Here is a 25,089-nt window from a genome sequence, read left to right on the forward strand (position 1 = left end):
CTGGTTTTTTCAGCAGGTCGACAGGCATCAAGCCGTGTACTTAACGCAGGCGTTGTCAGGCCAGAGCGGTCAGAAAGCGCAGGTTAAGCGATTCCAGTAACCCGTCTTGCTGGGTTTGATGCACAAACGCCTGGAAGTGTTCGGTCTGCTCATGCAGTTGCAATGCTTCACGGCTGGCCCAGATTTCGTCCATCACGAATAACCCGCTTTGCGCGTCATCCTGATAGAGGTTGTACTGCACACAGCCTTCGTCCTGGCGAGAAGGCTCAACCAGAGCCTGCAACGCCTGAGCCAATTCCGCTTCTTTGCCTGCTTTGGCGGTAATTTCCGCCAGCAGTTTGACCTGGCTCATATCAGTACTCGCGGATGATGTCGGCTTCTGGCCAGCGTGCTTTCGGCAGTTTGGCGTTAAAGTCATCTTCACTGCGGTAACCAAGCGGAATGATCACCAGACTGGTGTAACCTTGCTCACGCAGACCAAATTCTGCATCCAGAACTTTAGGATCAAAGCCTTCGATAGGCACGGCATCGATACCCATAGAAGAGACACCCAGCAGTACAGTACCGGCATTCAGATAAACCTGTTTCTCCATCCAGTGCTGCGCATCTTTCAGATCAAAGCGGTGCATGTTAACGAAGAAGGTACGGCCTTTGTGTCCGCCTTGTTTGGCTTCTTCGGTCGGGAAACGGCCTGCCTCATCTTCCAGTTCCATCAACTGCTCAAGGTATTGCTCGTCAATGCTGGTTTTGGCACACATCACCAGAACATGTGATGCATTCAGAACTTTACCTTCGTTGAATGCATAAAGGCCCTGAGTCGCTTTAGCGATACGTTGCTTGCCTTCGTCAGTACTGGCCAGGATGAAGTGCCATGGCTGTGAGTTAACACTGGACGGGCTGAAGCGGATCAGCTCTTTGATCGCTTCTACGTGTTCATCACTGATACGACGTGTCGCATCAAAGGCTTTGGTTGAATAGCGTTGCTTAGCGTGAGTTGCAATGTTCATGTTTATTTTCCTGGTGAACAACGAATTTAGCGCTACGATAACGGTTTGATGTAAGGAGAGAAAGAGGGCGCGACTTAAAGCACTTTCAAAAAATATTTGAAAGTGACGCCCTTGAATCACAGGCAACCTGCCTCAAAGTGCTCTATTGTGGCTTAAAAGTACTATCTTATGGCTTAAAAACGCTATGTTGTAGCTTAAAAGCGCTATGTAGCGGCTTATTCATGCCATCCTGGCTGATGAGAGTGCGCTGCCGAGTGAACAATTATCAAACAAAAGGGCGGTAAAACAATAAGCCCGGAGTTGCGTCCGGGCTTGGAATGCTCGCTGAGACGGTTATTGTTCGACTTTATTGCTCTGGCTGTCTGCCGCGTTAGGACCACGCAGTTTATTCAGCGCGGCGACGATGATCGGGCTGGTCAGGATCAGTACCGACAGAACGGTAAAAACCAGAGTAATCGGGCGTTCCCACAGGAAGGTCAGTTCGCCATCAGAAATCATCAGCGCACGGCGCAGGTTCTCTTCCATCAGACCGCCGAGAATAAAGCCCAGCAGCAGCGGAGCCAGCGGGAAGTTTGCCAGGCGCAGCGCTATCGCGCCCATTGCCACCAGTAGCATGATGAAGACATCCATGGTGTTAAATGACACCAGATACACACCGGTGATAGAGAAGAACAGAATCATCGGCAGCAGCACGGTTCTTGGCACCGCGAGCAGTTTCGAAATATACGGGATCAGCGGCAGGTTGAGGATCAGCAGCACGATATTGCCCACGTACATTGAGATGATCACAGACCAGAACACATCCGGATGGTCAACAAACAGGCGCGGGCCCGGCTGAATACCATAAGCCAGCAGCGCACCGAGCATGATAGCCGTCGTACCTGAGCCAGGGATACCCAGCGTCAGCAGTGGTACAAAAGAGCCGCTTGAGGCTGCGTTGTTAGCAGACTCAGGAGCCACCAGACCGCGCAGTGAGCCGTGACCAAACTCTTCACGTTTCGCTTTCGGAGCCAGGTTACGCTCCATACCGTAACTCAGGAACGCGGCGATCGTCGCTCCGGCACCTGGCAGAACGCCGGTAAAGAAACCAAGGATAGAGGAGCGAATGGTGACCGGAGCGGCCTCGCGCACTTCTTCTCTGGTCAGTTTCATACTGCCGATATTGCTCAGCTTGCTGTTTTCCTCATCACGGGTATCTGTATCCGGCTTAAGAATGCCCATCAGGGTTTCACCCAGTGCGAACGTCGCCATCGCCAGCAGCAGGAAGCTGAAGCCGTCCATCAGGTCGGTCAGGCCAAAGGTAAAACGCTCGACGCCTACACCTTTATCAATGCCGACTGTTGACAGCATCAGGCCAAGAATCGTCATCATCCAGGCTTTAATTACCTGACCTTTACCGGCAAATGCGGCCACGGCAGACAGGCCAAGCAGCATCAGCGCGAAATAGTCCCCCGACTGGAAGCTGAGTGATACCTGGGCCAGCGCCGGAGCGGCAACCAGCAGCATGACAGCGGAAATCGTCCCGCCGGTAAATGATGCGTAGGCCGCCAGTGCAAGGGCTTTGCCCGCCTGGCCTTTCTGCGCCATCGGATAGCCATCAAAAGCGGTGACAACCGTGGATGAACAGCCAGGGGCATTGATCAAAATGGAGGAGGTTGATCCACCGAAAATGGCGCCGTAGTAAACTCCGGCCATCAAAATCAGGCCGGAAGAAGGTTCCAGGCCGTAAGTGATGGGGATCATCAGCGCAATGGCTGAAATCGGGCCCAGACCAGGCAGCATGCCGATGAAGGTACCGACAAAGCAGCCGACAATCACCATCAGCAGGTTAAATGGCATGACCGCTGTGGTCAGGCCCTGAAAAATTCCGTCTAACATAATCCGTTCCTACCAAAGTGTGAAAATCAGACCCGGTTCCAGATACACATCCAGTCCCTTGGTCAGCAGTAAATAGAAAGCGATGACAAACGGGAACGAAGCGCCAAGCAGCACCGCTTTGCGGCGTTCACCCAGAATGTAAAAGCCCGCCAGCAGGAAAAAACCGGTTGCCAGTACGAAGCCAAGGTAGGTCAGGCCGACACCGTACAGCGCCATCAGCACCAGAAAGCCAATCAGCAGTTTCCAGTTGAAGCTCAGCACAGCGCCGCTCTTTTTATCCGGTTGACCCATGACAAGCAGCAGCAAAGAGAGCGCCACTCCGGCATAAGTCAGCAGGATAGGTAAAGTCCGGGCGGTGAACGGTTCGTATTCATCGCCGGGAAACATAGGAATGTTTGTGGTTTGATAGCCGTAACACAGGCTAAGCACCAGAAAAATCATCGCGCCGACGCGATCACGGCACAACAAGTTTTCCTTGCTGAAAATTTTGGTTGGCAGGTCCGACATATCCAACTCCATGGCAACAGGATTGCGGTAAAGAAAAGGCCGCAGACAAGCAAGAGTTAACAACAAGATAAACTCAAATCAGGAATGATATGCTGCTAGTCAAATCAAACCCATAAACAAAGGAGTCATAGTGGGCTTGTCTGCGGCGAAAGTGTGGGACGGGAGATTGGTATCAGCCCATCCCTGTTTCTGGAAACGTTAATCAGTCAGGTTATTTAAGAAAGCCCAGCTCACGCATCAAATCGCCCATCTGCTTTTCCTGATCTTCCAGGAAGGCGTAAAACTCTTTGTCTGCCTTGTAGCTGTCGATCCAGCCGTTGCGGTCACGCACAACTTTCCATTCGTCTGTTTCAAACATTTTCTTCAGCGCAACGTTCCACTCATCGATCTTTTCCTGACTCACGCCAGGAGCGGCAAAGAAACCACGCCAGTTAGCAAATACGGTCGGGTTGTCATATTCAGTCAGGGTCGGAATATCCGGTGCGACATCGAGACGTTTCGGCGCTGTAATGGCGAGGATCTTCACCTGACCGGTTTTAGACATCTCCAGTACTTCGCCCAGGCCAGTAGACAGCACCTGAGTTTCGCCGGACAGCAGGGCTGCCATCGCTTTACCGCCTGCATCGTAAGCGATGTAACGAACTTCTTTCGGGTCCAAGCCCTGACCTTTGAATGCGGCCGCAGCGACCAGGTGGTCCATACTGCCGCGCGCAGAACCGCCGGCGATTTTCACTTTGCGCGGATTCTGTTTGAATTCATCAACCACTTGTTGCCAGTTGTCGTATTTTGAATCACCGGCCACCACCAGTGCGCCGTAGTCAGACACGGTGGCTGCGACAGGGGTCAGGTCGCGGAACGATTGCGGGAAAATGCCCGACAGTGAGCGCACAACGATTGGGGTTGAATTCACCATCAGGGTATCTTCCTGACGATCGGCCGTCTCAATAAGGTGTGCAATGGCTTTACCACCGCCACCGCCGGAAAGGTTTTGATAAGAGACATTGTCGATCAGTTGCGTTTTCATCAGTACGTCACCGGTTCCGCGCGCGGTCATATCCCAGCCACCACCAGCACCACCCGGGATCAGGAAGTGGATTTTTTCCAGATCAGCAGCAAAAGCAGAGAAAGAGAAAGCAGCTGCCAGCAGAGATGCTGCCAGAGTCGGTTTGAAATGCTTCAACATGTTCACGTTCCTTATGTGGGCGCATCATTCGGGTCAAATGACACTTATCGTTATGTTTATTTATCTGTGCCAGCCGATAATGCACAGCTGGCAATTGGTTTATCAGGACAGAGGGTTAGCAGATCAGGTGTTTGCTACCGTGTGAACAGAGGTTACGAAAGTGTTAATACCTTGTCTTTAAAACGGTGATAAAAATATTATTGGGCATAAAAACGGTTTTGTTCATAAAGTTCACGGCGGGGAGTCTTTTGGCCTGATCCTCCGCCATGCGCACTTTTGTTCAATAATCGCGAGTCACAGAAGGTTAATCTGAATCCTAAGTGATTCGTTTAAGGCAAATATTTATGTATTCTGTTCTCGGCGCCATGGCGCTGTTCGCATTCGTTGGTTCCATTTCACCGGGCCCGGTGAATGTGATGGCCACCTATGCCGGTGCCCGTTATGGCTGGCGCAAAGCCAGTATCCAGGTTCTCGGGGCATCGCTGGCCTTTGTATTGGTGGTCATGATTTGTGGAATGACGCTCAGTGGAATGAGTGCGCAGGTGCCGGTGGTCGTGCCTGTGATGCGCTGGATTGGCAGTGCGTACCTGCTGTATCTTGCGGTGCGGATTCTGTTACTTCCTGGGCTGGATCTGCAGCAATCGGTTGAAGGGTCATCCGCAGGCCTGTTAAGTCAGGGGGCGCTGGTACAATTGTTCAATCCTAAGGCTTGGATATTTGCCAGTTCAGGGGTGAGTTTATATGTACTTAATCAGACCAATCTGACCCATGCGCTTGGCTGGTTTTGTCTGATTGCTCTGGTGGTCTGCTTTACCGGTGTCGGAATATGGGCTCTATTGGGACAGTCGCTGGTTCACTGGCTCAACTCACGGCAGCGTCAACGCCTGTTTCAGGTGACGCTGGCAGCAATGCTCGCCGTGTCGGTTTTCATGATTTGGATGGTAAACTAAATGGTCAAGAGCACTCACTTAAATATCATGCGTCCGACGCAGTTGCCGCAGATTGAAGCGCGCATCGCAACCCGCTCTGAAGTCTGTTATAACAAGCATTCCCACGATGAATTCTCCTTTGGGATTATTGATGCGGGCAGTGCTCGTTATGACAATCGCTCGCGTCATCATCCGATAGGTCGTGGTGATCTGGTGACCATCAATCCGGCCGATATCCATGCCTGTAATCCTCATCAGGGACAGTGGTCGTATCGGATGCTGTTTGTCGATACCTTGTGGTTAGGAAAGATGCAGCATGAAGTGCTCGGGCGCGATACTCTGGATTACTACGCGTTTGTGGCTGATTTTGAACGCGGCCAGCGCTTTCGTACTCAATTTGAGGCGCTGTTTGACGCCTTACTCAACGATTCGTCTTCACTGTCAGCTGAGACCCTGCTTTATGAACTGCTTGAGCAACTCTACGGTCACGCGCAACGCCACACAACGCCTCGTGCCAGCAAAACTGTTCCGCACTATTTGCTGCGCGCCAGAGAGAAATTGTTTGATGAAATTGACAGATCGGTTGGTCTGGAAGTGCTGGCTCAGGAAGTGGGCGTAAGCCGCTACCATCTGATTCGCAGTTTTAAGCAATGGTTTGGCTTGTCTCCACATGCTTATCTGATGGATGAACGTATCAAGCGTGCCAAGCAGATGTTGAAGCAGGGGACGCCAATTGTCGACACATCGCTGGCATTGGGCTTTGCTGATCAAGCCCATTTTCAGCGTAGCTTTAAAAGCAGAATCGCATTAACACCCAAGAAATATCAATCCTTCTTTACACTTTAGTGTGTCATTGCCTACGCTGCATCTCACTGCGTAATACCTTAGTCTAAATTGTCGGTAATTTGCTTGATTGTCGACAATCTGATCGTCTATCTTAATCTCATACCTTTGGTGTGGGTTTGTCTAACCACGCCCCGTAAAGAAGATGAGATGATGAGCAGCGAATTAAGCAAACGCGTAAACGGTGAAAAAGAACACACCAAATCAGAGAGTCTGACCGAGTTTCTGATTGAGGCAATCGTAGAAGGCAAGATGGCACCGGGCAGTAAGATTTCTGAGCCTGAACTGGCCAAGCGCTTTCAGGTCAGCCGTGGCCCGCTGCGTGAAGCGCTGATGCGTGTGGAAGGGCTCGGACTGATCGAACGCATTCCGCACGTTGGAGCTCGCGTGATTCAGTTTTCGACTGACAAACTGCTCGAGCTGTACGCAGTGCGTGAAGCGCTGGAAGGCATGGCGGCGCGTCTGGCGGCCCGTAATATCACCGAAATCGAACTGGCCGGGCTGGAAACGGTGTTGTCGACACATTCCGAACATATCGATCAGGTCGACGGTGCCTCTTACTTTCACCAACAAGGCGATTTCGACTTCCATTACCGCATTATCAAAGCCAGCCGTAACTCCCAGTTGATCGCGCTGCTGTGTGATGAGTTGTATCACTTGCTGCGCATGTACCGTTACCAGTCTCCTCGTTCCCATTCCCGTCCGGTGGAAGCACTGGAAGAACACAAATTTATTCTGCAGGCGATTCGCAACCGCGATGAAGAGCTGGCAGAAATGCTGATGCGCCGCCACATTTCCGGTAGCCGGCGCCTGATTGAAAAACAGATTCAAAACGAAGCCCAAAATTAAGGAGAATCCCATGAGCTTAAGTCCGGGTGCGAAGTTCAGGCTCGCCATTCAAACCAACCATCCGCTACAGATTGTCGGCACGATTAACCCATACTGCGCCATGATGGCAAAAAAACTGGGTCATCAGGCGATTTACCTGTCCGGTGGCGGTATTGCCAATGCGTCATACGGCCTGCCTGATCTCGGGATCACGACGCTTAACGATGTGCTGGTGGATGTTGATCGCATCACCAATGCCTGTGATTTACCGCTGTTAGTCGACATCGATACCGGTTTTGGCGGCGCGTTCAATATCGCCCGCACCATCAAAGCAATGGAAAAAGCCGGCGCTGCTGCGGTGCATATGGAAGATCAGGTGGCGCAGAAGCGCTGCGGCCATCGTCCTAACAAAGCGATTGTCAGTCAGCAGGAGATGGTTGATCGAATTAAAGCAGCAGTCGATGCGCGTGATAATCCCGAGTTTGTCATTATGGCCCGTACCGATGCGCTGGCCGTGGACGGTATGGATAGCGCGATAGAACGCGCGATTGCCTATGTGCAGGCAGGCGCAGATATGATTTTCCCCGAGGCGATGACCGAGCTGAAGCAGTACGAACAGTTTTCAACCGCGCTGCACGCAGCAACCGGTAAAAAAGTGCCGATTCTGGCCAATATTACCGAGTTCGGCCAAACCCCGCTTTACAGTTGTGAGCAACTGGCCGCGTCTAATGTCGACATGGTGCTCTATCCGCTCAGTGCGTTCCGCGCCATGAACAAGGCGGCCGAAATGGTGTACAGCCATCTGCTTGAACACGGCAATCAGGAATCATTGCTCGATAAGATGCAGACCCGTAAAGAGCTGTATGGCTATCTGAATTACCATGATTACGAAGACAAGCTGGATCAGCTGTTTTCCGATCAATCTTCGCAGGGCTAAACATCTCAAGCGGTCACTGCGGGGAAGCCCGGAGAAATAAAGTTAAATAGAAATCCACAACGGCTGAATACAGGCCTGACTAATAACGTGAAACCGCTGCGCTGACGAGCTTAAGCTGACCCGAAAGAGGTCGCTCCATACAGGAGCCGAAGCGCAGCCAGAAAAGGAGTTCAACATGTCTCAATCCTTAGCGAAAAAAGGAGAGCTGGGTGGCGCTGGTCTGCGTGGGCAGAGTGCCGGGAGCACCGCTTTATGTACGGTCGGAAAAACCGGCACTGGTTTAACCTATCGTGGCTATGATATTACCGATCTGGCTAACAACGCTCAGTTCGAAGAGGTGGCTCATCTGCTGCTGGTCGGCCATCTGCCGACCCAGGCTGAGCTCGATCAGTACAAAACCCGCCTGATTGGTCTGCGCGGGCTGCCTCAAGCGCTCAAAGAAGTGCTGGAACGGATTCCGGCTGACGCGCATCCGATGGATGTCATGCGTACCGGTTGCTCGATGCTGGGTAACCTGGAAACCGAAGCGGACTTCTCGCAGCAGCAAGCGGCAACCGAACGCATGCTGGCACTGTTTCCGGCCATCATCTGTTACTGGTATCGCTTCAGCCATGACGGCGTACGCATCGATACCGAAGACAGCAGCGAATCCTGCATTGGTGGCTACTTCCTTAAAATGCTGACCGGAGAAGCGCCCAGCGAACTGTTCAGGCAGGTGATGCATTGCTCGCTGATCCTTTATGCCGAACATGAATTTAATGCTTCAACCTTTACCGCGCGCGTGTGTGCGTCGACGCTGTCCGATCTTCACTCCTGTGTGACCGGTGCGATTGGTACCTTGCGCGGGCCGCTGCACGGCGGCGCGAATGAAGCGGCCATGGAGATGATTCAGAACTGGAAAACCCCGGAAGAAGCCGAGCAGAATATTCTGCGTATGCTCGACAACAAAGAGAAGATCATGGGCTTTGGCCATGCGATTTACCGCGAGAGCGATCCGCGTAATGCGCTGATCAAACGCTGGTCAAAAGCTTTGTCCGAGCAGGTTGGTGATACGCATCTTTATGCGGTTTCTGAGCGGGTTGAAGCGGTGATGAAGCGTGAGAAAGGCCTGTTTTGTAATGCCGATTTCTTCCACGCTTCGGCCTACCATTTTATGGGCATTCCGACCAAGTTATTTACGCCGATTTTTGTGATGAGCCGCTTAACCGGCTGGGCCGCGCATGTGTATGAACAACGCGCCAACAACCGCATCATCCGCCCGAGTGCCGATTACACCGGCCCGGAGCATCAGGATTGGTTGCCGATCGAAAAACGCGGCTAACAGTGACGTTGTCACCTTGCTCTGCCAACGGCTTTCTCTGTAAACAGAGAGTTTTGTAAACAAAGAGCTCTGTAAACAGAGAGCTTTGCAAACAGGTAACTCTGCAAACCGACAGCACAGCCAGCAGGGGTGACAACGCCTAATTTTCTGCATGGCGTTGCTTGTGACTGACTGCCCGTACTCGGTGTCAGTTAGTCGCGCCGCTGTGCAGGCCCAAGCAGTCAGGCCAGAGCCTGACGATATTTGGATGGATTCTATGAACAGCGAGTACAGAAAAACGCTGCCCGGTAGTAATAACAGCTACGCGAGTCAAATCAGCTACTATGATGCCCGGCAAGCAGTTAACGACCTCTCTCCCGGTGCTTACGACACTTTACCTTACACCTCACGCGTGCTGGCAGAAAACCTGGTGCGCCGCTGCGACCCTGGTTTACTGCCCGATGCGCTCAAACAGCTGATTGAGCGTAAACGCGACCTCGATTTCCCCTGGTATCCGGCCCGGGTCGTGTGTCATGACATCCTTGGTCAGACGGCACTGGTTGATTTAGCCGGCCTGCGCGATGCGATTGCGGATCAGGGCGGTGACCCGGCCAAAGTCAACCCGGTGGTGGAAACCCAACTGATCGTCGACCATTCGCTGGCGGTGGAGCATGCCGGTTTTGAAGCCGATGCGTTTGAGAAAAACCGCGCGATTGAAGATCGCCGCAATGAAGATCGTTTTCACTTTATCGAATGGTGTAAAACCGCGTTTAAAAACGTCAGCGTGATCCCGGCCGGTAACGGCATTATGCATCAGATTAATCTGGAGAAAATGTCGCCGGTGGTGCAACTCCAAGACGGCGTAGCGTTTCCCGATACCTGCGTCGGCACCGACAGCCATACGCCGCATGTTGATGCGCTGGGCGTGATCGCCATCGGCGTCGGTGGTCTGGAAGCGGAAACCGTGATGCTGGGCCGTCCGTCGATGATGCGATTGCCGGATATTGTCGGCGTCAAGCTGACCGGTAAACGCAAACCGGGCATCACCGCGACCGATATCGTGCTGGCCATCACCGAGTTTTTGCGCGCGCAGCGCGTGGTGTCTGCCTATCTGGAATTCTTTGGCGAAGGGGCGAAAGATCTTACCATCGGTGACCGCGCGACCATTTCTAACATGACACCGGAATACGGCGCCAGCGCCGGGATGTTCTATATCGATGAGCAGACCATCAACTACCTCAAACTGACCGGGCGTGACGCCGAGCAGGTTGAACTGGTCGAGCAGTATGCTAAACAGACCGGCTTGTGGGCCGATGATTTGGTCGGTGCTGAGTATGAGCGGGTACTGGAATTCGATCTCTCTTCGGTCGAGCGTAACCTGGCCGGTCCGTCTAACCCGCATCGCCGCCTGCCGACTTCTCAGCTGGCGGAGCGCGGCATTGCCGGACAATGGCAACAGAAAGAGGGTGAACTGCCCGATGGCGCTGTCATCATTGCTGCCATCACTTCGTGCACCAACACCAGTAACCCGCGTAACGTGGTGGCGGCCGGTTTGCTAGCCAAAAAAGCCAACGCATTAGGCCTGGAGCGTAAACCCTGGGTGAAAAGCTCATTTGCGCCGGGTTCGAAAGTGGCCAAGCTTTACCTAGAGGAAGCCAACCTGCTGCCGGAACTGGAAAAACTTGGATTTGGCATTGTGGGGTACGCCTGTACCACCTGTAACGGGATGAGCGGCGCACTGGATCCTAAGATCCAGCAGGAGATCATCGAACGTGATCTCTACGCCACCGCCGTTTTGTCCGGAAACCGTAACTTTGACGGCCGCATCCATCCCTATGCGAAACAGGCGTTTCTTGCCTCGCCGCCTCTGGTGGTGGCTTATGCGCTGGCCGGTACCATCCGGTTTGACATTGAACGCGACGCGCTCGGCAGCGATGCAAACGGCAAACCGATTTACCTCAATGACATCTGGCCAAGCGATGAAGAGATCGACGCGGTGGTGGGTGAATTTGTTAAACCGGAGCAGTTTAACCAGGTTTATATTCAGATGTTCAAACTCGACGACCAGCAGCACAGCAGTGCACCGTTGTATGACTGGCGTCCGATGAGTACTTATATCCGCCGCCCGCCTTACTGGGAAGGCGCTTTGGCCGGAGAACGTACCCTGAAGGGCATGCGTCCGCTGGCCGTGGTCGGTGACAACATCACCACTGACCATCTGTCACCGTCCAACGCCATTATGGCCAGCAGCGCTGCTGGGGAATACCTGACCAAAATGGGTGTGCCGGAGCAAGACTTTAACTCTTACGCCACCCATCGGGGCGATCACCTCACCGCGCAGCGCGCGACGTTCGCCAACCCGAAACTGTTTAACGAAATGGTGAAAGAGAACGGCGAAGTGGTGCAGGGCTCACTGGCACGTATTGAGCCGGAAGGCAAAGTGACCCGGATGTGGGAAGCCATCGAAACCTACATGCAGCGTAAACAGCCGCTGATCATTGTCGCGGGTGCTGATTACGGTCAGGGCTCTTCCCGTGACTGGGCCGCCAAAGGGGTGCGTCTTGCCGGGGTAGAAGCGATTGTCGCAGAAGGATTTGAGCGTATTCACCGTACCAATCTGGTCGGCATGGGCGTGCTGCCGCTGCAGTTTAAACCGGGTGTGACACGGTTGACCTTAGGGCTGGATGGTTCTGAGCTGTATGACGTGGTCGGTAACATTAAGCCCGGCGCTGAGCTGGCACTGGTGATCACCCGCAAAACCGGCGAAAAACTCGATGTGCCGGTCATCTGCCGTCTGGATACCGCTGATGAAGTGCACGTGTATAACGCCGGTGGCGTGTTGCAGCGTTTCGCGCAAGATTTTCTGGCGGGTTAAGGGAGTAAAATCATGAGCAATGTCAGCACTCCTTCACAAATCAAAGTGCCAGCGACCTATATGCGCGGCGGAACCAGCAAAGGGGTTTTCTTCCGTTTAGAAGACTTGCCTGAGGCGGCGCAAAGCCCGGGCCCGGCGCGCGATGACTTGCTGCTGCGCGTCATCGGCAGCCCGGATCCGTACGGCAAACAAATTGACGGCATGGGCGGGGCAACATCCAGCACCAGTAAAAGCGTCATTGTCAGCCTGAGCACTCAACCGGATCACGATGTGGATTACCTGTTTGGTCAGGTTTCAATTGACCAGCCGTTTGTTGACTGGAGCGGCAACTGCGGCAATTTGTCGGCCGCGATCGGCCCGTTTGCGATGCACGCCGGTTATATTGATCCGGCGCGGATCCCGCACAATGGCGTGGTCGCGGTGCGGGTGTGGCAGGTCAACATCCGCAAAACCATCGTAGTGCATGTGCCTGTCGTCAACGGCATGGTGCAGGAAACCGGCGAGTTTGAGCTCGACGGAGTCACGTTCCCGGCGGCAGAAATTCAGGTCGATTTTGTTGACCCGGCCGACAGCGACGGCGCCATGTTCCCGACCGGCAACCTGGTGGACGATCTTGATGTACCCGGAATAGGCACCTTAAACGCGACCCTGATCAACGCCGGCATTCCGACCATTTTTGTTGATGCCGCATCAATTGGCTACCACGGTACTGAGCTGCAGGATGACATTAACGGTGATGAAAAAGCACTGGCGATGTTTGAAACCATCCGCGCGTACGGCGCGCTCAAGATGGGGCTTATCAGCGATCTGGAACAGGCAAAAGCCCGCCAGCACACGCCGAAAGTAGCCTTTGTCGCAGCGCCGCAAACCTATCACGCTTCCAGTGGTAAAACCGTACAGGCCGAAGAAATTGATCTGCTGGTGCGCGCTTTGTCGATGGGCAAATTGCATCACGCCATGATGGGCACCGCAGCGGTCGCGATAGCGGCAGCAGCCTGTGTACCGGGAACTCTGGTCAATTTAGCGGCCGGAGGCGGTGAAAAACAGTCAGTGACCTTTGGTCATCCGTCCGGAACGCTCAAAGTCGGTGCCAGTGCTGTTCAGACCGAACAGGGCTGGGTGGTCGAGAAAGCCGTGATGAGTCGCAGTGCACGTATTTTGATGGAAGGCTGGGTTCGCGTCCCGGCGCAAACCATCACGTTTGGCTAAGCCAGAATTTGAAGGAGAAGCACCATGTCTGCATATTTAAAGGAATATCAATGGGCACAGCAACAACCGGAAGAATTCTGGAAGGTTCAGGCCCGGCACATCGACTGGTTTGAGTTCCCGCAAACCATTTTAAAAAAAGACAATCACGGCATTGAGCGCTGGTTCCCGGACGGCCTGCTCAATACATCCTGGCTGGCGCTGGATTATCACTGTGAGCAAGGGCGCGGCGATCAAATCGCGCTGATTTACGACTCACCCGTGACCGGCAAAAAGCAGCGCTACAGCTATTTTGCTCTGCGTGACAGCGTCGCCCGGGTGGCGGGCATGCTGGCCGAGCAGGGCGTAACCAAAGGTGACCGGGTGATCATCTATATGCCGATGATCCCGGAAGCGGCCATGGCGATGCTGGCTTGCGCGCGTCTGGGTGCGATTCATTCGGTGGTGTTTGGCGGCTTTGCCCCGAACGAGCTGGCGGTGCGGATTGAAGATGCCGAGCCGAAAGTGATCATGACCGCATCGTGCGGCGTGGAAGTGAATAAGGTGATTCCATATAAGCCGATGGTGGATCAGGCCATTATGGACAGCCGCTGGAAGCCGGAGAAAGTACTGATGTATCAGCGCAGCGAATGCCGGGCCGAGATGACCAGCGAGCGCGATCTGGAATGGAACAGCCTGATTCAGGATGCACTGCCGCACGCCTGTGTGCCGGTTCTGGCGACCGATCCTCTGTATATTCTGTACACCTCAGGCACGACCGGTAAACCAAAAGGCGTGGTACGCGATAATGGCGGTCACGCGGTGGCGATGAAGTATTCGATGAGCTGCATCTACAACATGCCGCAGGATGGCGTGTTCTGGGCGGCGTCGGATGTGGGCTGGGTGGTGGGGCACTCTTACATTGTTTATGCGCCGCTGATCCACGGGTGCACCACGATTCTGTACGAAGGTAAACCGGTACGCACGCCGGATCCGGGCGCGTTCTGGCGCGTGTGTCAGGAGTACAAGGTGAATGCGCTGTTCTCGGCCCCGACGGCTTTCCGGGCGATCAAAAAGAAGACCCGAACGGCGAGTATCTGAAAGATTACGACTTATCCTGTCTGACGACGATTTTTATGGCCGGTGAACGTCTCGATCCGCCGACGCTGGAATGGGTTCAGGCACAGACCGATAAGCCGGTGATTGACCACTGGTGGCAAACTGAGACCGGTTGGGCCATCGCCGGTAATCCGACCGGACTGGAGCTGATGCCGGTTAAAGCGGGTTCTGCCACCAAGCCGATTCCGGGTTATCAGGTCGAGATCTTAAACGAACTGGGCGAAGTGGCGGCACCAAACGAGCAGGGTTTTGTGGCGCTGAAGCGTCCGCTGCCACCAAGCTGCTTGCCGACGGTATGGCGCAACCACGACAGGTTTGAATCCGGTTATCTGGCTCAGTTCCCCGGTTATTACGTCTCCGGTGACGGCGGTTACCTGGATGAAGAAGGCTATCTGTTCATCATGGGCCGGATTGACGATGTGATAAACGTCGCCGGGCACCGCCTCTCGACCGGTGAAATGGAAGAAATTGTCGGCGCGCACCCGGCGGTCGCCGAATGTGCGGTAGTCGGTGTGCATGATGAGCTCAAAGGGCAACTGCCACTGGGCCTGGTGGTGCTGAAAGACGGGGTGAAAGTCGATAGCCTGGCACTGGAATCCGAACTGGTGTCGAGCGTACGCAGTCAGATTGGTGCGGTGGCCTGTTTCAAACATGCCCTGGTGGTCGAGCGCCTGCCGAAAACCCGCTCCGGTAAAATTTTACGGCGGATTATTCGTCAAATCGCGGACGGAGAAAGCTACAGTGTGCCGTCGACGATTGATGACCCGGTCAGTCTGACTGAGCTGGAGAAAGTTCTGCATTCATAACTGGAAAAAGCGCCCGCTCTGACCGACCGGGCGCTTTTTATTGTGGCACTGTAACGTTGTTACCTTTGAGGACGGTTAACTTGGCTTGACCTGTTGAACCCAATAATGAATTATGTGTTTAATTTTATATGCCGGTTCAATGTTGTTGGTATCAATCAACCCCATTGCAGCGGCTTAACCGGAAATTAAACACAGGCAGAATATATGGGATTGATAATCGGACCAATAATGATTCTTTGGCTGGGCGCGCTGTTATTTACGTTACGCATGGGCTACCTCTTTCTCATCGATAAGCCTTTCTTTCCCTATGTGTGCGTGGTGGTGATAGCGGCTATCCTTGGCTCGCTGCTTTACGTCGCCGGTGGTTTGTCGACATTCCGGGGGCACAGCGAACTTTGGGTGTTTGAAATATCATGGTTTTTCCTTGCCAATAAGTACGCGATTACGTTGTTTGTCTTAGCAGCCATGGCGTATCTTTTTGGCAGCAATTTGTTTAGCGGCGATATATCAAAAGCGGTTATTTTTATTCTCGCTTTTTCTGTCACGTCCGGCAGCCTCATCGGTAGCCTGAGCGCCAGCTCATTTATGCAAAAGTACGGTATATCCGCAACCTACTGATAATTATTCATTTACAATATCGAACAAGGAGAGTGGGTGTGGTCAGCATTCGTCTAATGGAGATTGCCGATTATGATCAGGTGATTGCCCTGTGGGCACAAACTGAGGGGATGAGTATCCGCGATGCGGACTCACGCGACAGTATCGCAAGCTACCTGGCGCGTAATCCGGGATTAAGTTTTGTCGCGCAAAGCGGCGCGGACATTGTTGGTGCGGTATTGGTTGGTACTGATGGCCGGCGCGGTTATTTGCAGCACTTAGCGGTGGCATCCCATTGTCGCGGGCAAAATCTGGGGCGTGATTTGGTTGCACATTCCACCCAGGCGCTGGCGGACATCGGTATTGCTAAAACGCACCTGTTTGTGTTGAACGACAACCTCAATGCCCAGCAGTTTTATCAAAAATTAGGCTGGTTCCCGAGAGACGAAGTGCGCATGTATTCGTTCAACAGCTCAAGCAACAGTAACGTTTAGTGCTGTGCCGTTCATTGCCATATTCACAGCCGCAAGTACGGCTTACTGCTCAAATGACGGCATTCATTAGCGTGGATAGTGTTCTGGTAACAGGCCGTGCCCCTGAATCTCCGCCAGATAGATAAGCCCGTCAATGACCCGAATCGGCGTCAGCAGGTTATCTTGGTCGCAATGGTCGAGTTCAAAAGCCAGGTACAGGCGCTCATTTTCAATCTTGATAAACAGGTTGCCTTGCGGCGCTCGTTCCTGAGTTAACGCAAAGGTGCCGATAGCGAGAAAGTGCGAGCTTTTCAGGCTGTTGGTGGCGTAGATGTCACTGTGCATTTTGTGGGCGAGGGTTAAGAAATCGAGCAGCAGGTTAATCTGGTCGTCAGAAACCGTATCCAGTGCTTTGATATGTGGCTGTTTACAGAATCGTTCTAAGTAGCTCAGCATTTGGTCGATATCGTTGTCAAATAGCATTTGGGTTTCTCTTGGGGGAAGGCGAGGGGATTTTAGCGGTATCGCTTTGATATAACAAACTTGGCGTGGTGTTTTTATTTTGGCTTCTGGCTTCTGGCTTCTGGCTTCTGGCTATTGGTTGTTTGTATGTCCCGCTTTGACGGTTTCAATTCTCTTGAGCTTGGTGCAAGCGGGCCAGTCACTCTTTGCTTGCGCCAAAGAGTAACCAGAAAGGCGCTTGGGTTCTTTGGCGTTGTGCAGGCCGGTTTTAGGCGTTCCCGACGCCGAAAACCTAAAAAATCGTCCTGATTTTTTGCCTTGTATCTCGATAACTTAAGCTCTTTGACGCCGAAGTTTGTCAGAATATGCCGACTAGCTTTCTTTAGAAGTAAAAATAATGAAGTTATTTTCAATAATTACACTGCTACTCCAATTGGTACTCATCGCCTGGGCGAAGTACTACGGGTACATGATGGATATGGCCTTAACAAAGCTGTCTTCAGCTTCAGAATCTGAAGTTTTAAAAGATCTGGTAATGATTAAACACTACCAGGATTTAGACAGCTATTTAGGTTTGGCAACGGGTGTGGTTTGGATCCTGTTTATCCTTGTCGCCATTTTCAAGAAAGTTCTCAATACTAAAGAGGCTCAATTGACTATTTATGTACCGATGATCGCGAGTTTGGTCGCGGGTATGTTTTAGTTTGGGGAGAGATAAAAATGAAGCCTGAGGATATCGCCAAGGCATACAATCAAATTACTCATATCTGGACGGATGGTAAGTTTGATATGAGTAATGGTATTGCACAGCACAAAAAAAGCGATCAGTTTTGTTAGTGAGCGCGGACGGGCTCTGGATGTGGGTTGTGGTTGTACTTGTCGTTTCATTGAGTTGCTGGCGGGGGAAGGTTTTACTCCTTCCGGGTTGGATATTTCGCCCAAGATGCTCAGTATCGCGAGGGAAAAGCTGCCTGGTGTGCAGTTTTTTCAAGAGGATATTTGTGAGTGTGATTTAACCGAGAAATACGATTTTATCACCGCGTGGGACAGTATCTGGCATATTCCTTTATCACAACAAAAGCCGGTGCTATGTAAAATCGTCGCCAGTCTCAATCCCGGTGGTGTGTTTATCTTTTCATTCGGCGGTACAGATGAAGAGGGTTGCCATCGAGACGATTTTATGGGGCCGGAAGTCTACTATTCGTCGCTGGGCTTGAACGGTTTCTTAACTCTGTTTATGGAGCTCGGCTGTATTATCCGCCATCTGGAGTTTGATCAATATCCTCAGTTACACAGTTATCTGATTGTCGAGAAAGGAAAGTAAGGTTCCAGAGATATCGATTATGAGTCAGGTCGTTCAGTATGTCCCGTTTTCGGAATTTTCGATGTCCAAAGCTAAAACATCGACGTGGTTTTTGCGTTTGTGGCGAGGAGTGAAACGGTTTGCTGTGTTGTATGTCACGCTCTGACTTGGTCGATTTCTTTAGTTGAGTGCCAGCGTGCCAGTCACTCTTTGCTTGCGCCAAAGAGTAACCAGAAAGGCGCTTGGGTTCTTTGGCGCTGTTCAGGCCGGTTTTAGGCGTTCCCGACGCCGAAAACCTAAAAAATCGTCCTGATTTTTTGCCTTCGGACAGTGGTTTCAGAGTGTTATTGGTAAGTTTTTACTTAAAAACTTAATGCGATTAACAATGTTGACTCGTTTCTTTTGGTGCTTGTTGACCTGGTCTGACGAATGGTTGATTATGTATTCAGTTTACTATGGTGTGTTAGATAGAATCTGTCGGTATTTTGTGAATTCGAGCGGAAGTGACGCTCTTGTTTAACGTTATGTTACGTTAAACCTAATCAGTGGCTTATGTTGGTTTGGACAAGTTCTGGCAGACATTGTCTGTCTAATAACTGTTAGTTTATTTGGAGTGTTTTTATGTCTTTGGATTTTAATAAAATAAAGAACTTGTATCGTTTTTTTAACGATGAGGCATACAATCTTGACGGCTTTGAGCAGTCTTATTTATGGTTTAACGAACTTAGTAGGTTCAACGATCCTTTTGAAACAATAATTAAGGAATCTGATATTGATCTAGATAAGCTCTCAATCGAAGAGTTAGCTACTTTTTGTAAAGTAAATGAAGGGTTAAGTTGGCATGACATAGAAACTGGTCAAACTATCTTCTCTAGTCAAGTACCTTATGAGGCGTTAAGAGGGTTTATCGCTTCTAGAAAAGAGGTTGTAGTTGAACAATTGAATGAATATGTCTTTAAAACGATGCATTCTATGCAATCCAATAAGTTTCACTGTTTAGTGCATGATGTAGACAATAAACCTCTTCAAAGTAGATTAATGTGGTCTCACTATTCAAATGGAATGAGAGGGTTTGTGATTGAATTTGATTGTGATTTATTACTGAACTCTCAAAATTCATTAAACTCAAGCTTTAAAGGGATGTCTGATATCAATTATATGGAGCTAGAGTTTAATGAATATATAAAGTCAATGGTGCGCGATGAAAAACCTTTATTTTTGCAACATTTGATATTCACTAAACACAGTGATTGGAAATATGAAAATGAGATTCGTCTCATAGGTGGTGAAAATAAAATGAAATATAGTGACAGTGCTATAAAGAGAATTATCATCGGTGAAAAAATGCCACAGCCAAAGTTATCTCACCTACTCAGAATCATTGAAAACAAAGGACTCGAAAATTGTACCTTTGTAGCAAAGATTGAAAGGAAATCGTTTTCAATTAACTTAGAAAAATTTTATTGAACAAATGGAGAGTAATAAACTAACAAAGCATTTAAGAGTGATTCGCAACGCTTGGCAGTTTCGCTTCGCTCAAGTTTAGCCAAGCGTTGCTCACACCTTAATGCGGCGCTGGCGGATCCCCTCATAATTCACCTAAGCCACAAGTGTGTGTGAGACGTTGATATTCCATCATAGCCCAATGATATTGCGACCCTTTTATTTGGTATCTTCGATGACAACGTACCTCTTTACCCAATCTAGGGATGGATAGTACTCGGCGATGTTTGATAGTGTTGGCTTGGAAGTCATAATGCCATTGAGCTTGCATGGCGATTAAGCCATTCCACCACATGATGATTTCTGCCATTAGCGCCATGAGCAGTAGGATATCGATACGATTCGTACAGCGAGTTCGATTATGGCGCAGTGCCAATCCGTAAGCGGGGCTTTTTAGATCTCGAAACGACTCTTCAATCTGCATTCTTTTGGCGTATAAGCGAGTGATTTTAACGCCATTCAATACCTGATTGGGGATGTTTGTTACTAGAAGCCAAGGCTCTTTTGCACCTCTGTGGAATACTTTTCCTGCTGAATGCTTTTGGCAGGTTCGGCTGTGTCGATGGGGGTTTCTGCCTTTAGGTTGGCTCTTGTATAAATAGGCAAAGCATGTGAGCGGCGAACGCCGTGCTAATTGGCTTTCCCCTAAAAACCGCGGTTTGTCAGTTGCCTGAGGATAGAAGGTCTTGTTCCATAGCCAAGGGGCATCACCACATTTGATCGAGACTTCGCCACGTACGCGTCCCAACCAGAACCAACCTTTGTTGGCGACTTGCCGAAACCATGTATTTCTAAATCCAGCATCCGAGACAATGATGGGAGTGCAGCCTTCGGGCAGGAGCGTTTGAAGCTTATCGAGAAAGTATTGATGGCTCTTTGGAGAGTTGTAGTTTTTGTATTCAAACGCTTGCTCATAAAGCGTGATGGCTCGACCTTTAACGGCAACTGAAGCGCGCAATGTCATATAACGTAGCTGCTCGCGAACATCTGACCAATCAACGAGCACCACAGGAAAAGGGTTGGCACGGGTAATAAAGGACGCATGCCACTTATAAATGGTGTCTTTTTCACGGTGTAGGTTGCGATTACCGAGCAATCGGTCGATGCGTTTAATCGCATGCTTTACGGTGGTATCGGTGTCGAGTGCGCGCCCAATTTTGGTCAATGTGAGATCAGAGCCGTCGAGTACAGTTTTGGTTGCAAGCATCAGAGATTTCAGTCGTTTTTTGTGAATGTCGGGGCATTGATTCTCGAGAGTTTGCTGTAGAATTTGAATGTCGCGCATCGTTAGGGCTCCCTATTAAATCCATTTAATCAGGTGTGTTTTTGGCGAAATTCATTAGATCAGAATGAGCGATGCGCGTCTACTCATTGTTTTATATAGAAATTATGAGGGGATTCGTAAGAATGCGGCGTTAGCTAACCGAGTGCTCAGTTAGAGTTAATGGAGATGTATATGACAGAATTTTACGAACTAAATCCAGAGAATTTAGAGTTTATCGACAATCTTGTAGAGCGTTGGCAAAAGGTAGTTGTTGCTTTCTTAGCTTATGGTGCAGACCGCAAAGTTGATGCAAGTGGTTTTGGATCTGGTGTTATTGTAAATGTTGATAGTATTCCCTATTTGATTACAGCTAAACACGTGGTTGACGATGCATTGAATAAATACAAGTGCTCTTCAATAGTGGTGAACGGTACAAATATTTTGTTGGAACATGTAGCTTTTGCTACTGATGAAAAGAGGGATCTAGCAGTTGCAAGGTTGGACTATGTTCTAGCTAGAAATGGGATTGACCGATATACAAGTGTACCGCTGATTGATGAGCAGCTGGGTTATAGTAAACTGCCGTATCAACTGGTCATGGGTTTTCCAGCCAATAAGAACAAACTAAAGGTGCAATATGGGAAAAGCACTCCTGAGTTATTAAGTATTACCGCTGAAAAATTTGATGGAACAATTAAAACCCCTTCACCAATCGTCGATCCTTTTTACATTAAGTTTTCAGATAAAAAGCAGATTGATACATATAATAATCGCATTGGGGTTGCCCCAAAACTTAAGGGTATGAGTGGCGGGCCAATTATGGGGCTACTTGTTAAACCAACAGGTTTAAATCAATATCATTTTTCAATGGAATGTGTAGGGATCTTAGTAGAGGGTTACCCTAAGCAGAAATGCCTAGTTGGGTCACATATCAATGCGATTTTAGATTTGTGCAATCAGTTTGTTAGCTAACAAAGCATTTAAGAGTGATTCGCAACGCTTGGCGTTTTCGCTTCGCTTAAGTATAGCCAAGCGTCGCTCACACCTTAATGCAGCGTTAACTAGCTTTACTGCCGTGTCGGTCTTTTAACTTTAATTCTGTTGTGAGACAATGCGCATAGAATATTTTGATGTAGGAAACGTATGAAAACTGGCTTCAAAAGCTTATCTTGGTTGGTTCTTATAGCTTTTTTTGGCTTGCTACAACTATGGATGCTTCTAGGGTACGAGAAGATAAACACCAATTTCCAGTTAGATCTCAAGTCATTGACCTTGGACGGTGTCTTTTTTTTTTTTTCTACCGCAATCGTTACTTCTATGACAGTAGACTACTACTTTGACCGAAATTTGGAACTTTCAAAATTGGCTAGTGGTTTCTTATTTTCACTATTCCCTGGTGTTATAGTCTTTCTAACTTCGATACTCTATTGGTTTACTTATACGACAACCAAAACAGCAGTAAATGTAGAATTTGTCATTGTAGCCAACCAAGTGATAATGTTCATGTCACTTATATATTGTTTGATATCAAAAGTATTACTATTTAACTGTGATAGTAAGGATGGTAAATAGTGTTTTTTCAAGAATTTTTCATACCTGTAGCGATTGCAACTACAGTTCTATATTTACTTATCGCTCTTGTGCTTTTTAAAAGGACTAAAGAAACTAAAGATAATATACAAGAAATCGGTTCGAATCATGAATATGTCAAAAAAGGCGTGGATGGAATGACTTCGAAGGTTGATAATATTGCTGATGAAATCAACTCTACTATATCTCCGCTACTTAAAAGTGTAGAAACAGAAGTAAAGAAAATTCACTGTGATTTTAATAAAGACATTATTCTTAAGAGACTTCAAGAAAATGGCTACACTAAAGCAAGATTTCTAGAGAGTGGTAAGATTTTTAGCATTATAGCTTGGAATATTTCTGACGATGATGCTGACCCAGAATACATTGACATTCATCATATGATTACTATTGATACAGACAATAGCACTATATTAATTGAGTCTTTGAGCGTCGCGATTGAAGGTGAAGTTAAAGCGGAGGTTTATAAAGAAATATTAGAAGCTAACTATGACCTTAAAAGCTCTGATTTTGGGATTACAGAGTTATCTGATGGTATCACTGCGGTAATTGCGCAAGACTATTTGGTTTTTCCAAAAAACACCTTCCATATTCACCCTTTGATTGAGGCATTGGATGACCTTGAAAGAGCTTTTGTTTCACTTCGTAGTGTTTTTCAGGATAAAAAGTATGACTTTATTGATGTCGATTTGGAATACATGGCAAGTCTGCGCGCAACTAAAAGCTAGTTAACAAACGGGTATAAGAACAAAGGAAGTTCGTTACTCCGAACGTAGGGTTGTTTTATATTTTCTTCCCGCTAATCGTGTTGTTTAAAAAATCACAACCATAGGGCAAAAATTCAGGACGAATTTTTAGGTTTTTGGCGTAGGGAACGCCTAAAACCGGCCCGCTTGCACCAAGCTCAAGATATCGAGATAGTAAAAGCGGGACATACCATCCAATAAAACCAGCACTCCCAAAGTCAAAAGCAGATCTTAGCCACAAACCACCAAAACCCCACAATTAGCCATAAAAAGCTAAATTTGCACATTTAGCCAAAAGTAGCTAAATTAACTCCAGGTGAAAAAAGGAGTGTTCGCGTGGAGTCGACCGATCAAGCCATTGCCGTGATCATCGGTGATGTCGTCAATTCAACTAAGCTCAGTTCAGAGCAGTTTGAGCAGTTGCTTAAACAAATCAAACGGATACAACAATGGATCACTGCTGGTGGTGCAGACAATGTGCACAGTATTGAACGCGGTGATGAGTTCCAGAGTGTGGTACGCGATATTGAGCAGGCGCTGCGCTATACCATCTTGTACCGGGTTGGGATTAAAGCGCTCGGTAAGCCGTTTGACAGCCGCATCAGCTTTGCCATTGCGGCCAAAGCGGATCTGCGTGAGGCGGTATCTGAATCCATGGGGCAGGCGTTTGTACTCTCCGGGCGCGGTTTGAAAGCGCTGAAAAATGAGCGCCTGGTGTTTCATTCCGACAGCAGCGTATTGACGGATCAGTTCTCGCTGCTGTTTAAGTATCTCGACCGCCAATTGAGTGAGTTAACCGCGCGCCAGTGTGAAGTGCTGCTGCCGATGCTGATAAGCGAAGACGGGCTGACAGTGAGCGAACTGGCTGAACAGCTTGATATCGCCACGGCGACCGCAAGCAAATCACTCAAGGCGTCCGGCTGGACGTTGCTCAGTGAACTGAACGAACGTTTTATCGGCGAAGTTAAGGAGTACCAACGTGGCTGATTTCTTCACGGCTTGGGTGCCGTTTCTTCTGGCGCATATCCTGTGCGAATTCTATCTGCTGCCCAAGCGCTGCATAGCGGCTAAACGTGAACACGGTTACCGCTCAGCGGCGATATATTGGCATGCTTTGCTGCATGGATTGGTGTTGATCATTCCGGCGATGGCACACAGTTCAGACTGGTCTTTGGTTCTGAGCCTGGCCGCGCTGACTACATTCAGTCACGTGGTGATTGGGTGGATAAGATTCAACCCGCGTCATGGCGATAAGTTCGGCTACTTTGTTTTCGACCAGATGTGGCACGCCGCGCTGCTGGCAGCAATGGCTTTTTACATGACCGACAGTGTGACTCTGCAGGCGATTGTGCACCATGAGCAGTTTGCCGATGGGGTGATGGTGCTGTTTGCTTATCTGCTGATCCTGAAACCGACGTCGGTGCTGATTGGTTTGATTCTGAGCAAGTATCCGATTGCGGTATCGGATGAAGAAGAGGGCAATGTCAGCGGGCTGGTCGCGGGTGGCGAGTTGATTGGCTATTTAGAACGCTTGCTGATCCTGACCTTTACTCTGCTTGGCAGTTACGCCGCGGTTGGTTTTGTCCTGGCGGCCAAGTCGATATTCCGCTTTGGTGAACTCAATAAATCGGCTGATCGCAGCATGGCGGAATATGTTCTGATCGGCTCGTTAGTGTCGGTTGTGATCACCACGCTGGTCGGTACTTTGGTTTCTCTCGGGCTGGATGTAAAAATTAAGTGACTCTGAGTCGGAC

Annotated in this window: 23 protein-coding genes and 1 pseudogene; 17 read left to right on the top strand and 7 right to left on the bottom strand. The window is 49.8% G+C overall.

Annotation, left to right across the window (positions count from 1 at the left end; all coding sequences use genetic code 11):
• Positions 1 to 55 precede the first annotated feature (55 nt).
• The 5 genes from KNV97_RS10500 to KNV97_RS10520 form a co-directional block, all read right to left on the bottom strand.
• The gene (locus KNV97_RS10500; protein WP_218563053.1) at positions 56 to 352 is read right to left on the bottom strand and encodes a putative quinol monooxygenase; all 297 of its coding nucleotides are present in this window, start codon (positions 350 to 352) and stop codon (positions 56 to 58) included.
• A gap of 1 nt (position 353) precedes the next feature.
• Positions 354 to 1,007, bottom strand: a complete 654-nt coding sequence (gene nfsB, locus KNV97_RS10505) for an oxygen-insensitive NAD(P)H nitroreductase (protein WP_136484933.1) — start codon at positions 1,005 to 1,007, stop codon at positions 354 to 356.
• A 333-nt stretch (positions 1,008 to 1,340) separates the two neighbouring features.
• Positions 1,341 to 2,885, bottom strand: a complete 1,545-nt coding sequence (locus tag KNV97_RS10510) for a tripartite tricarboxylate transporter permease (protein ID WP_218563054.1) — start codon at positions 2,883 to 2,885, stop codon at positions 1,341 to 1,343.
• A gap of 9 nt (positions 2,886 to 2,894) precedes the next feature.
• Positions 2,895 to 3,392: a tripartite tricarboxylate transporter TctB family protein gene (locus KNV97_RS10515; protein ID WP_218563055.1), complete on the bottom strand. Its 498-nt coding sequence runs from the start codon at positions 3,390 to 3,392 to the stop codon at positions 2,895 to 2,897.
• A 211-nt stretch (positions 3,393 to 3,603) separates the two neighbouring features.
• Positions 3,604 to 4,575 (bottom strand): tripartite tricarboxylate transporter substrate binding protein, encoded by a 972-nt coding sequence (locus KNV97_RS10520; protein WP_218563056.1) that lies wholly within the window; start codon positions 4,573 to 4,575, stop codon positions 3,604 to 3,606.
• Positions 4,576 to 4,919: 344 nt separating this feature from the next.
• On the opposite strand from KNV97_RS10520, the gene KNV97_RS10525 reads away from it, so the two are divergent.
• The 10 genes and pseudogenes from KNV97_RS10525 to KNV97_RS10570 all read left to right on the top strand — a co-directional run bounded on the left by KNV97_RS10525 (position 4,920) and on the right by KNV97_RS10570 (position 16,488).
• A complete protein-coding gene (locus KNV97_RS10525) occupies positions 4,920 to 5,525 on the top strand; it encodes a LysE family translocator (RefSeq protein WP_218563057.1) in 606 nt (201 codons plus the stop codon).
• The gene (locus tag KNV97_RS10530) at positions 5,526 to 6,350 is read left to right on the top strand and encodes a helix-turn-helix transcriptional regulator (RefSeq protein ID WP_218563058.1); all 825 of its coding nucleotides are present in this window, start codon (positions 5,526 to 5,528) and stop codon (positions 6,348 to 6,350) included. It begins immediately after the preceding gene.
• Positions 6,351 to 6,497: 147 nt separating this feature from the next.
• On the top strand, positions 6,498 to 7,196 hold the full coding sequence (locus KNV97_RS10535) for a GntR family transcriptional regulator (protein ID WP_218563059.1): 699 nt from the start codon (positions 6,498 to 6,500) through the stop codon (positions 7,194 to 7,196).
• 10 nt (positions 7,197 to 7,206) lie between these two features.
• Positions 7,207 to 8,112 carry a methylisocitrate lyase gene (gene prpB / locus KNV97_RS10540; protein WP_218563060.1) on the top strand — a complete coding sequence of 302 codons (906 nt, stop codon included), beginning with the start codon at positions 7,207 to 7,209 and terminating at the stop codon, positions 8,110 to 8,112.
• A gap of 175 nt (positions 8,113 to 8,287) precedes the next feature.
• Positions 8,288 to 9,433, top strand: a complete 1,146-nt coding sequence (prpC, locus tag KNV97_RS10545; RefSeq protein ID WP_136484946.1) for a bifunctional 2-methylcitrate synthase/citrate synthase — start codon at positions 8,288 to 8,290, stop codon at positions 9,431 to 9,433.
• 247 nt (positions 9,434 to 9,680) lie between these two features.
• Entirely contained in the window at positions 9,681 to 12,287 is a 2,607-nt protein-coding gene (gene acnD, locus KNV97_RS10550; protein ID WP_218563061.1) for a Fe/S-dependent 2-methylisocitrate dehydratase AcnD, read from the top strand.
• Positions 12,288 to 12,299: 12 nt separating this feature from the next.
• A complete protein-coding gene (prpF, locus tag KNV97_RS10555; protein WP_218563062.1) occupies positions 12,300 to 13,496 on the top strand; it encodes a 2-methylaconitate cis-trans isomerase PrpF in 1,197 nt (398 codons plus the stop codon).
• Between the two features lie 24 nt (positions 13,497 to 13,520).
• A pseudogene (locus tag KNV97_RS10560) lies at positions 13,521 to 15,397 on the top strand (propionyl-CoA synthetase).
• Between the two features lie 228 nt (positions 15,398 to 15,625).
• Positions 15,626 to 16,015, top strand: coding sequence for a hypothetical protein (locus KNV97_RS10565; protein ID WP_218563063.1), 390 nt, complete (start codon positions 15,626 to 15,628; stop codon positions 16,013 to 16,015).
• Between the two features lie 38 nt (positions 16,016 to 16,053).
• Positions 16,054 to 16,488 (top strand): GNAT family N-acetyltransferase, encoded by a 435-nt coding sequence (locus tag KNV97_RS10570; protein ID WP_218563064.1) that lies wholly within the window; start codon positions 16,054 to 16,056, stop codon positions 16,486 to 16,488.
• Between the two features lie 66 nt (positions 16,489 to 16,554).
• Here KNV97_RS10570 and KNV97_RS10575 read toward each other — a convergent pair whose 3' ends face one another.
• Complete coding sequence (locus KNV97_RS10575; protein WP_136484958.1) at positions 16,555 to 16,950, bottom strand: hypothetical protein; 396 nt, start codon at positions 16,948 to 16,950, stop codon at positions 16,555 to 16,557.
• Between the two features lie 376 nt (positions 16,951 to 17,326).
• On the opposite strand from KNV97_RS10575, the gene KNV97_RS10580 reads away from it, so the two are divergent.
• The 3 genes from KNV97_RS10580 (at position 17,327) to KNV97_RS10590 (ending at position 19,699) form a co-directional block, all read left to right on the top strand.
• Positions 17,327 to 17,632, top strand: a complete 306-nt coding sequence (locus tag KNV97_RS10580) for a hypothetical protein (RefSeq protein ID WP_218563065.1) — start codon at positions 17,327 to 17,329, stop codon at positions 17,630 to 17,632.
• A gap of 99 nt (positions 17,633 to 17,731) precedes the next feature.
• On the top strand, positions 17,732 to 18,253 hold the full coding sequence (locus KNV97_RS10585; protein WP_322972728.1) for a class I SAM-dependent methyltransferase: 522 nt from the start codon (positions 17,732 to 17,734) through the stop codon (positions 18,251 to 18,253).
• Positions 18,254 to 18,853: 600 nt separating this feature from the next.
• Positions 18,854 to 19,699, top strand: a complete 846-nt coding sequence (locus KNV97_RS10590) for a DUF2971 domain-containing protein (protein WP_218563066.1) — start codon at positions 18,854 to 18,856, stop codon at positions 19,697 to 19,699.
• 121 nt (positions 19,700 to 19,820) lie between these two features.
• Here KNV97_RS10590 and KNV97_RS10595 read toward each other — a convergent pair whose 3' ends face one another.
• The gene (locus KNV97_RS10595) at positions 19,821 to 21,020 is read right to left on the bottom strand and encodes an IS4 family transposase (protein ID WP_218561663.1); all 1,200 of its coding nucleotides are present in this window, start codon (positions 21,018 to 21,020) and stop codon (positions 19,821 to 19,823) included.
• A 171-nt stretch (positions 21,021 to 21,191) separates the two neighbouring features.
• On the opposite strand from KNV97_RS10595, the gene KNV97_RS10600 reads away from it, so the two are divergent.
• The 4 genes from KNV97_RS10600 to KNV97_RS10615 all read left to right on the top strand — a co-directional run bounded on the left by KNV97_RS10600 (position 21,192) and on the right by KNV97_RS10615 (position 25,076).
• The gene (locus KNV97_RS10600; RefSeq protein WP_218563067.1) at positions 21,192 to 21,971 is read left to right on the top strand and encodes a S1 family peptidase; all 780 of its coding nucleotides are present in this window, start codon (positions 21,192 to 21,194) and stop codon (positions 21,969 to 21,971) included.
• 599 nt (positions 21,972 to 22,570) lie between these two features.
• On the top strand, positions 22,571 to 23,317 hold the full coding sequence (locus KNV97_RS10605; protein ID WP_218563068.1) for a hypothetical protein: 747 nt from the start codon (positions 22,571 to 22,573) through the stop codon (positions 23,315 to 23,317).
• Positions 23,318 to 23,671: 354 nt separating this feature from the next.
• Positions 23,672 to 24,322: a SatD family protein gene (locus KNV97_RS10610; protein ID WP_218563069.1), complete on the top strand. Its 651-nt coding sequence runs from the start codon at positions 23,672 to 23,674 to the stop codon at positions 24,320 to 24,322.
• Entirely contained in the window at positions 24,315 to 25,076 is a 762-nt protein-coding gene (locus tag KNV97_RS10615) for a DUF3307 domain-containing protein (protein ID WP_218563070.1), read from the top strand. The genes KNV97_RS10610 and KNV97_RS10615 overlap by 8 nt, the downstream gene beginning before the upstream one ends.
• Positions 25,077 to 25,089: the final 13 nt, after the last annotated feature.

The organism is Vibrio ostreae, from assembly GCF_019226825.1.
In the GTDB taxonomy this organism is placed as follows: domain Bacteria; phylum Pseudomonadota; class Gammaproteobacteria; order Enterobacterales; family Vibrionaceae; genus Vibrio; species Vibrio ostreae.

Coding starts and splice junctions, on each gene's coding strand:
- KNV97_RS10500 (WP_218563053.1), bottom strand. CDS start 352: ATGAGCCAGGTCAAACTGCTGGCGGAAATTACCGCCAAAGCAGGCAAA.
- nfsB (WP_136484933.1), bottom strand. CDS start 1,007: ATGAACATTGCAACTCACGCTAAGCAACGCTATTCAACCAAAGCCTTT.
- KNV97_RS10510 (WP_218563054.1), bottom strand. CDS start 2,885: ATGTTAGACGGAATTTTTCAGGGCCTGACCACAGCGGTCATGCCATTT.
- KNV97_RS10515 (WP_218563055.1), bottom strand. CDS start 3,392: ATGTCGGACCTGCCAACCAAAATTTTCAGCAAGGAAAACTTGTTGTGC.
- KNV97_RS10520 (WP_218563056.1), bottom strand. CDS start 4,575: ATGTTGAAGCATTTCAAACCGACTCTGGCAGCATCTCTGCTGGCAGCT.
- KNV97_RS10525 (WP_218563057.1), top strand. CDS start 4,920: ATGTATTCTGTTCTCGGCGCCATGGCGCTGTTCGCATTCGTTGGTTCC.
- KNV97_RS10530 (WP_218563058.1), top strand. CDS start 5,526: ATGGTCAAGAGCACTCACTTAAATATCATGCGTCCGACGCAGTTGCCG.
- KNV97_RS10535 (WP_218563059.1), top strand. CDS start 6,498: ATGATGAGCAGCGAATTAAGCAAACGCGTAAACGGTGAAAAAGAACAC.
- prpB (WP_218563060.1), top strand. CDS start 7,207: ATGAGCTTAAGTCCGGGTGCGAAGTTCAGGCTCGCCATTCAAACCAAC.
- prpC (WP_136484946.1), top strand. CDS start 8,288: ATGTCTCAATCCTTAGCGAAAAAAGGAGAGCTGGGTGGCGCTGGTCTG.
- acnD (WP_218563061.1), top strand. CDS start 9,681: ATGGATTCTATGAACAGCGAGTACAGAAAAACGCTGCCCGGTAGTAAT.
- prpF (WP_218563062.1), top strand. CDS start 12,300: ATGAGCAATGTCAGCACTCCTTCACAAATCAAAGTGCCAGCGACCTAT.
- KNV97_RS10565 (WP_218563063.1), top strand. CDS start 15,626: ATGATTCTTTGGCTGGGCGCGCTGTTATTTACGTTACGCATGGGCTAC.
- KNV97_RS10575 (WP_136484958.1), bottom strand. CDS start 16,950: ATGCTATTTGACAACGATATCGACCAAATGCTGAGCTACTTAGAACGA.
- KNV97_RS10580 (WP_218563065.1), top strand. CDS start 17,327: ATGAAGTTATTTTCAATAATTACACTGCTACTCCAATTGGTACTCATC.
- KNV97_RS10590 (WP_218563066.1), top strand. CDS start 18,854: ATGTCTTTGGATTTTAATAAAATAAAGAACTTGTATCGTTTTTTTAAC.
- KNV97_RS10595 (WP_218561663.1), bottom strand. CDS start 21,020: ATGCGCGACATTCAAATTCTACAGCAAACTCTCGAGAATCAATGCCCC.
- KNV97_RS10600 (WP_218563067.1), top strand. CDS start 21,192: ATGACAGAATTTTACGAACTAAATCCAGAGAATTTAGAGTTTATCGAC.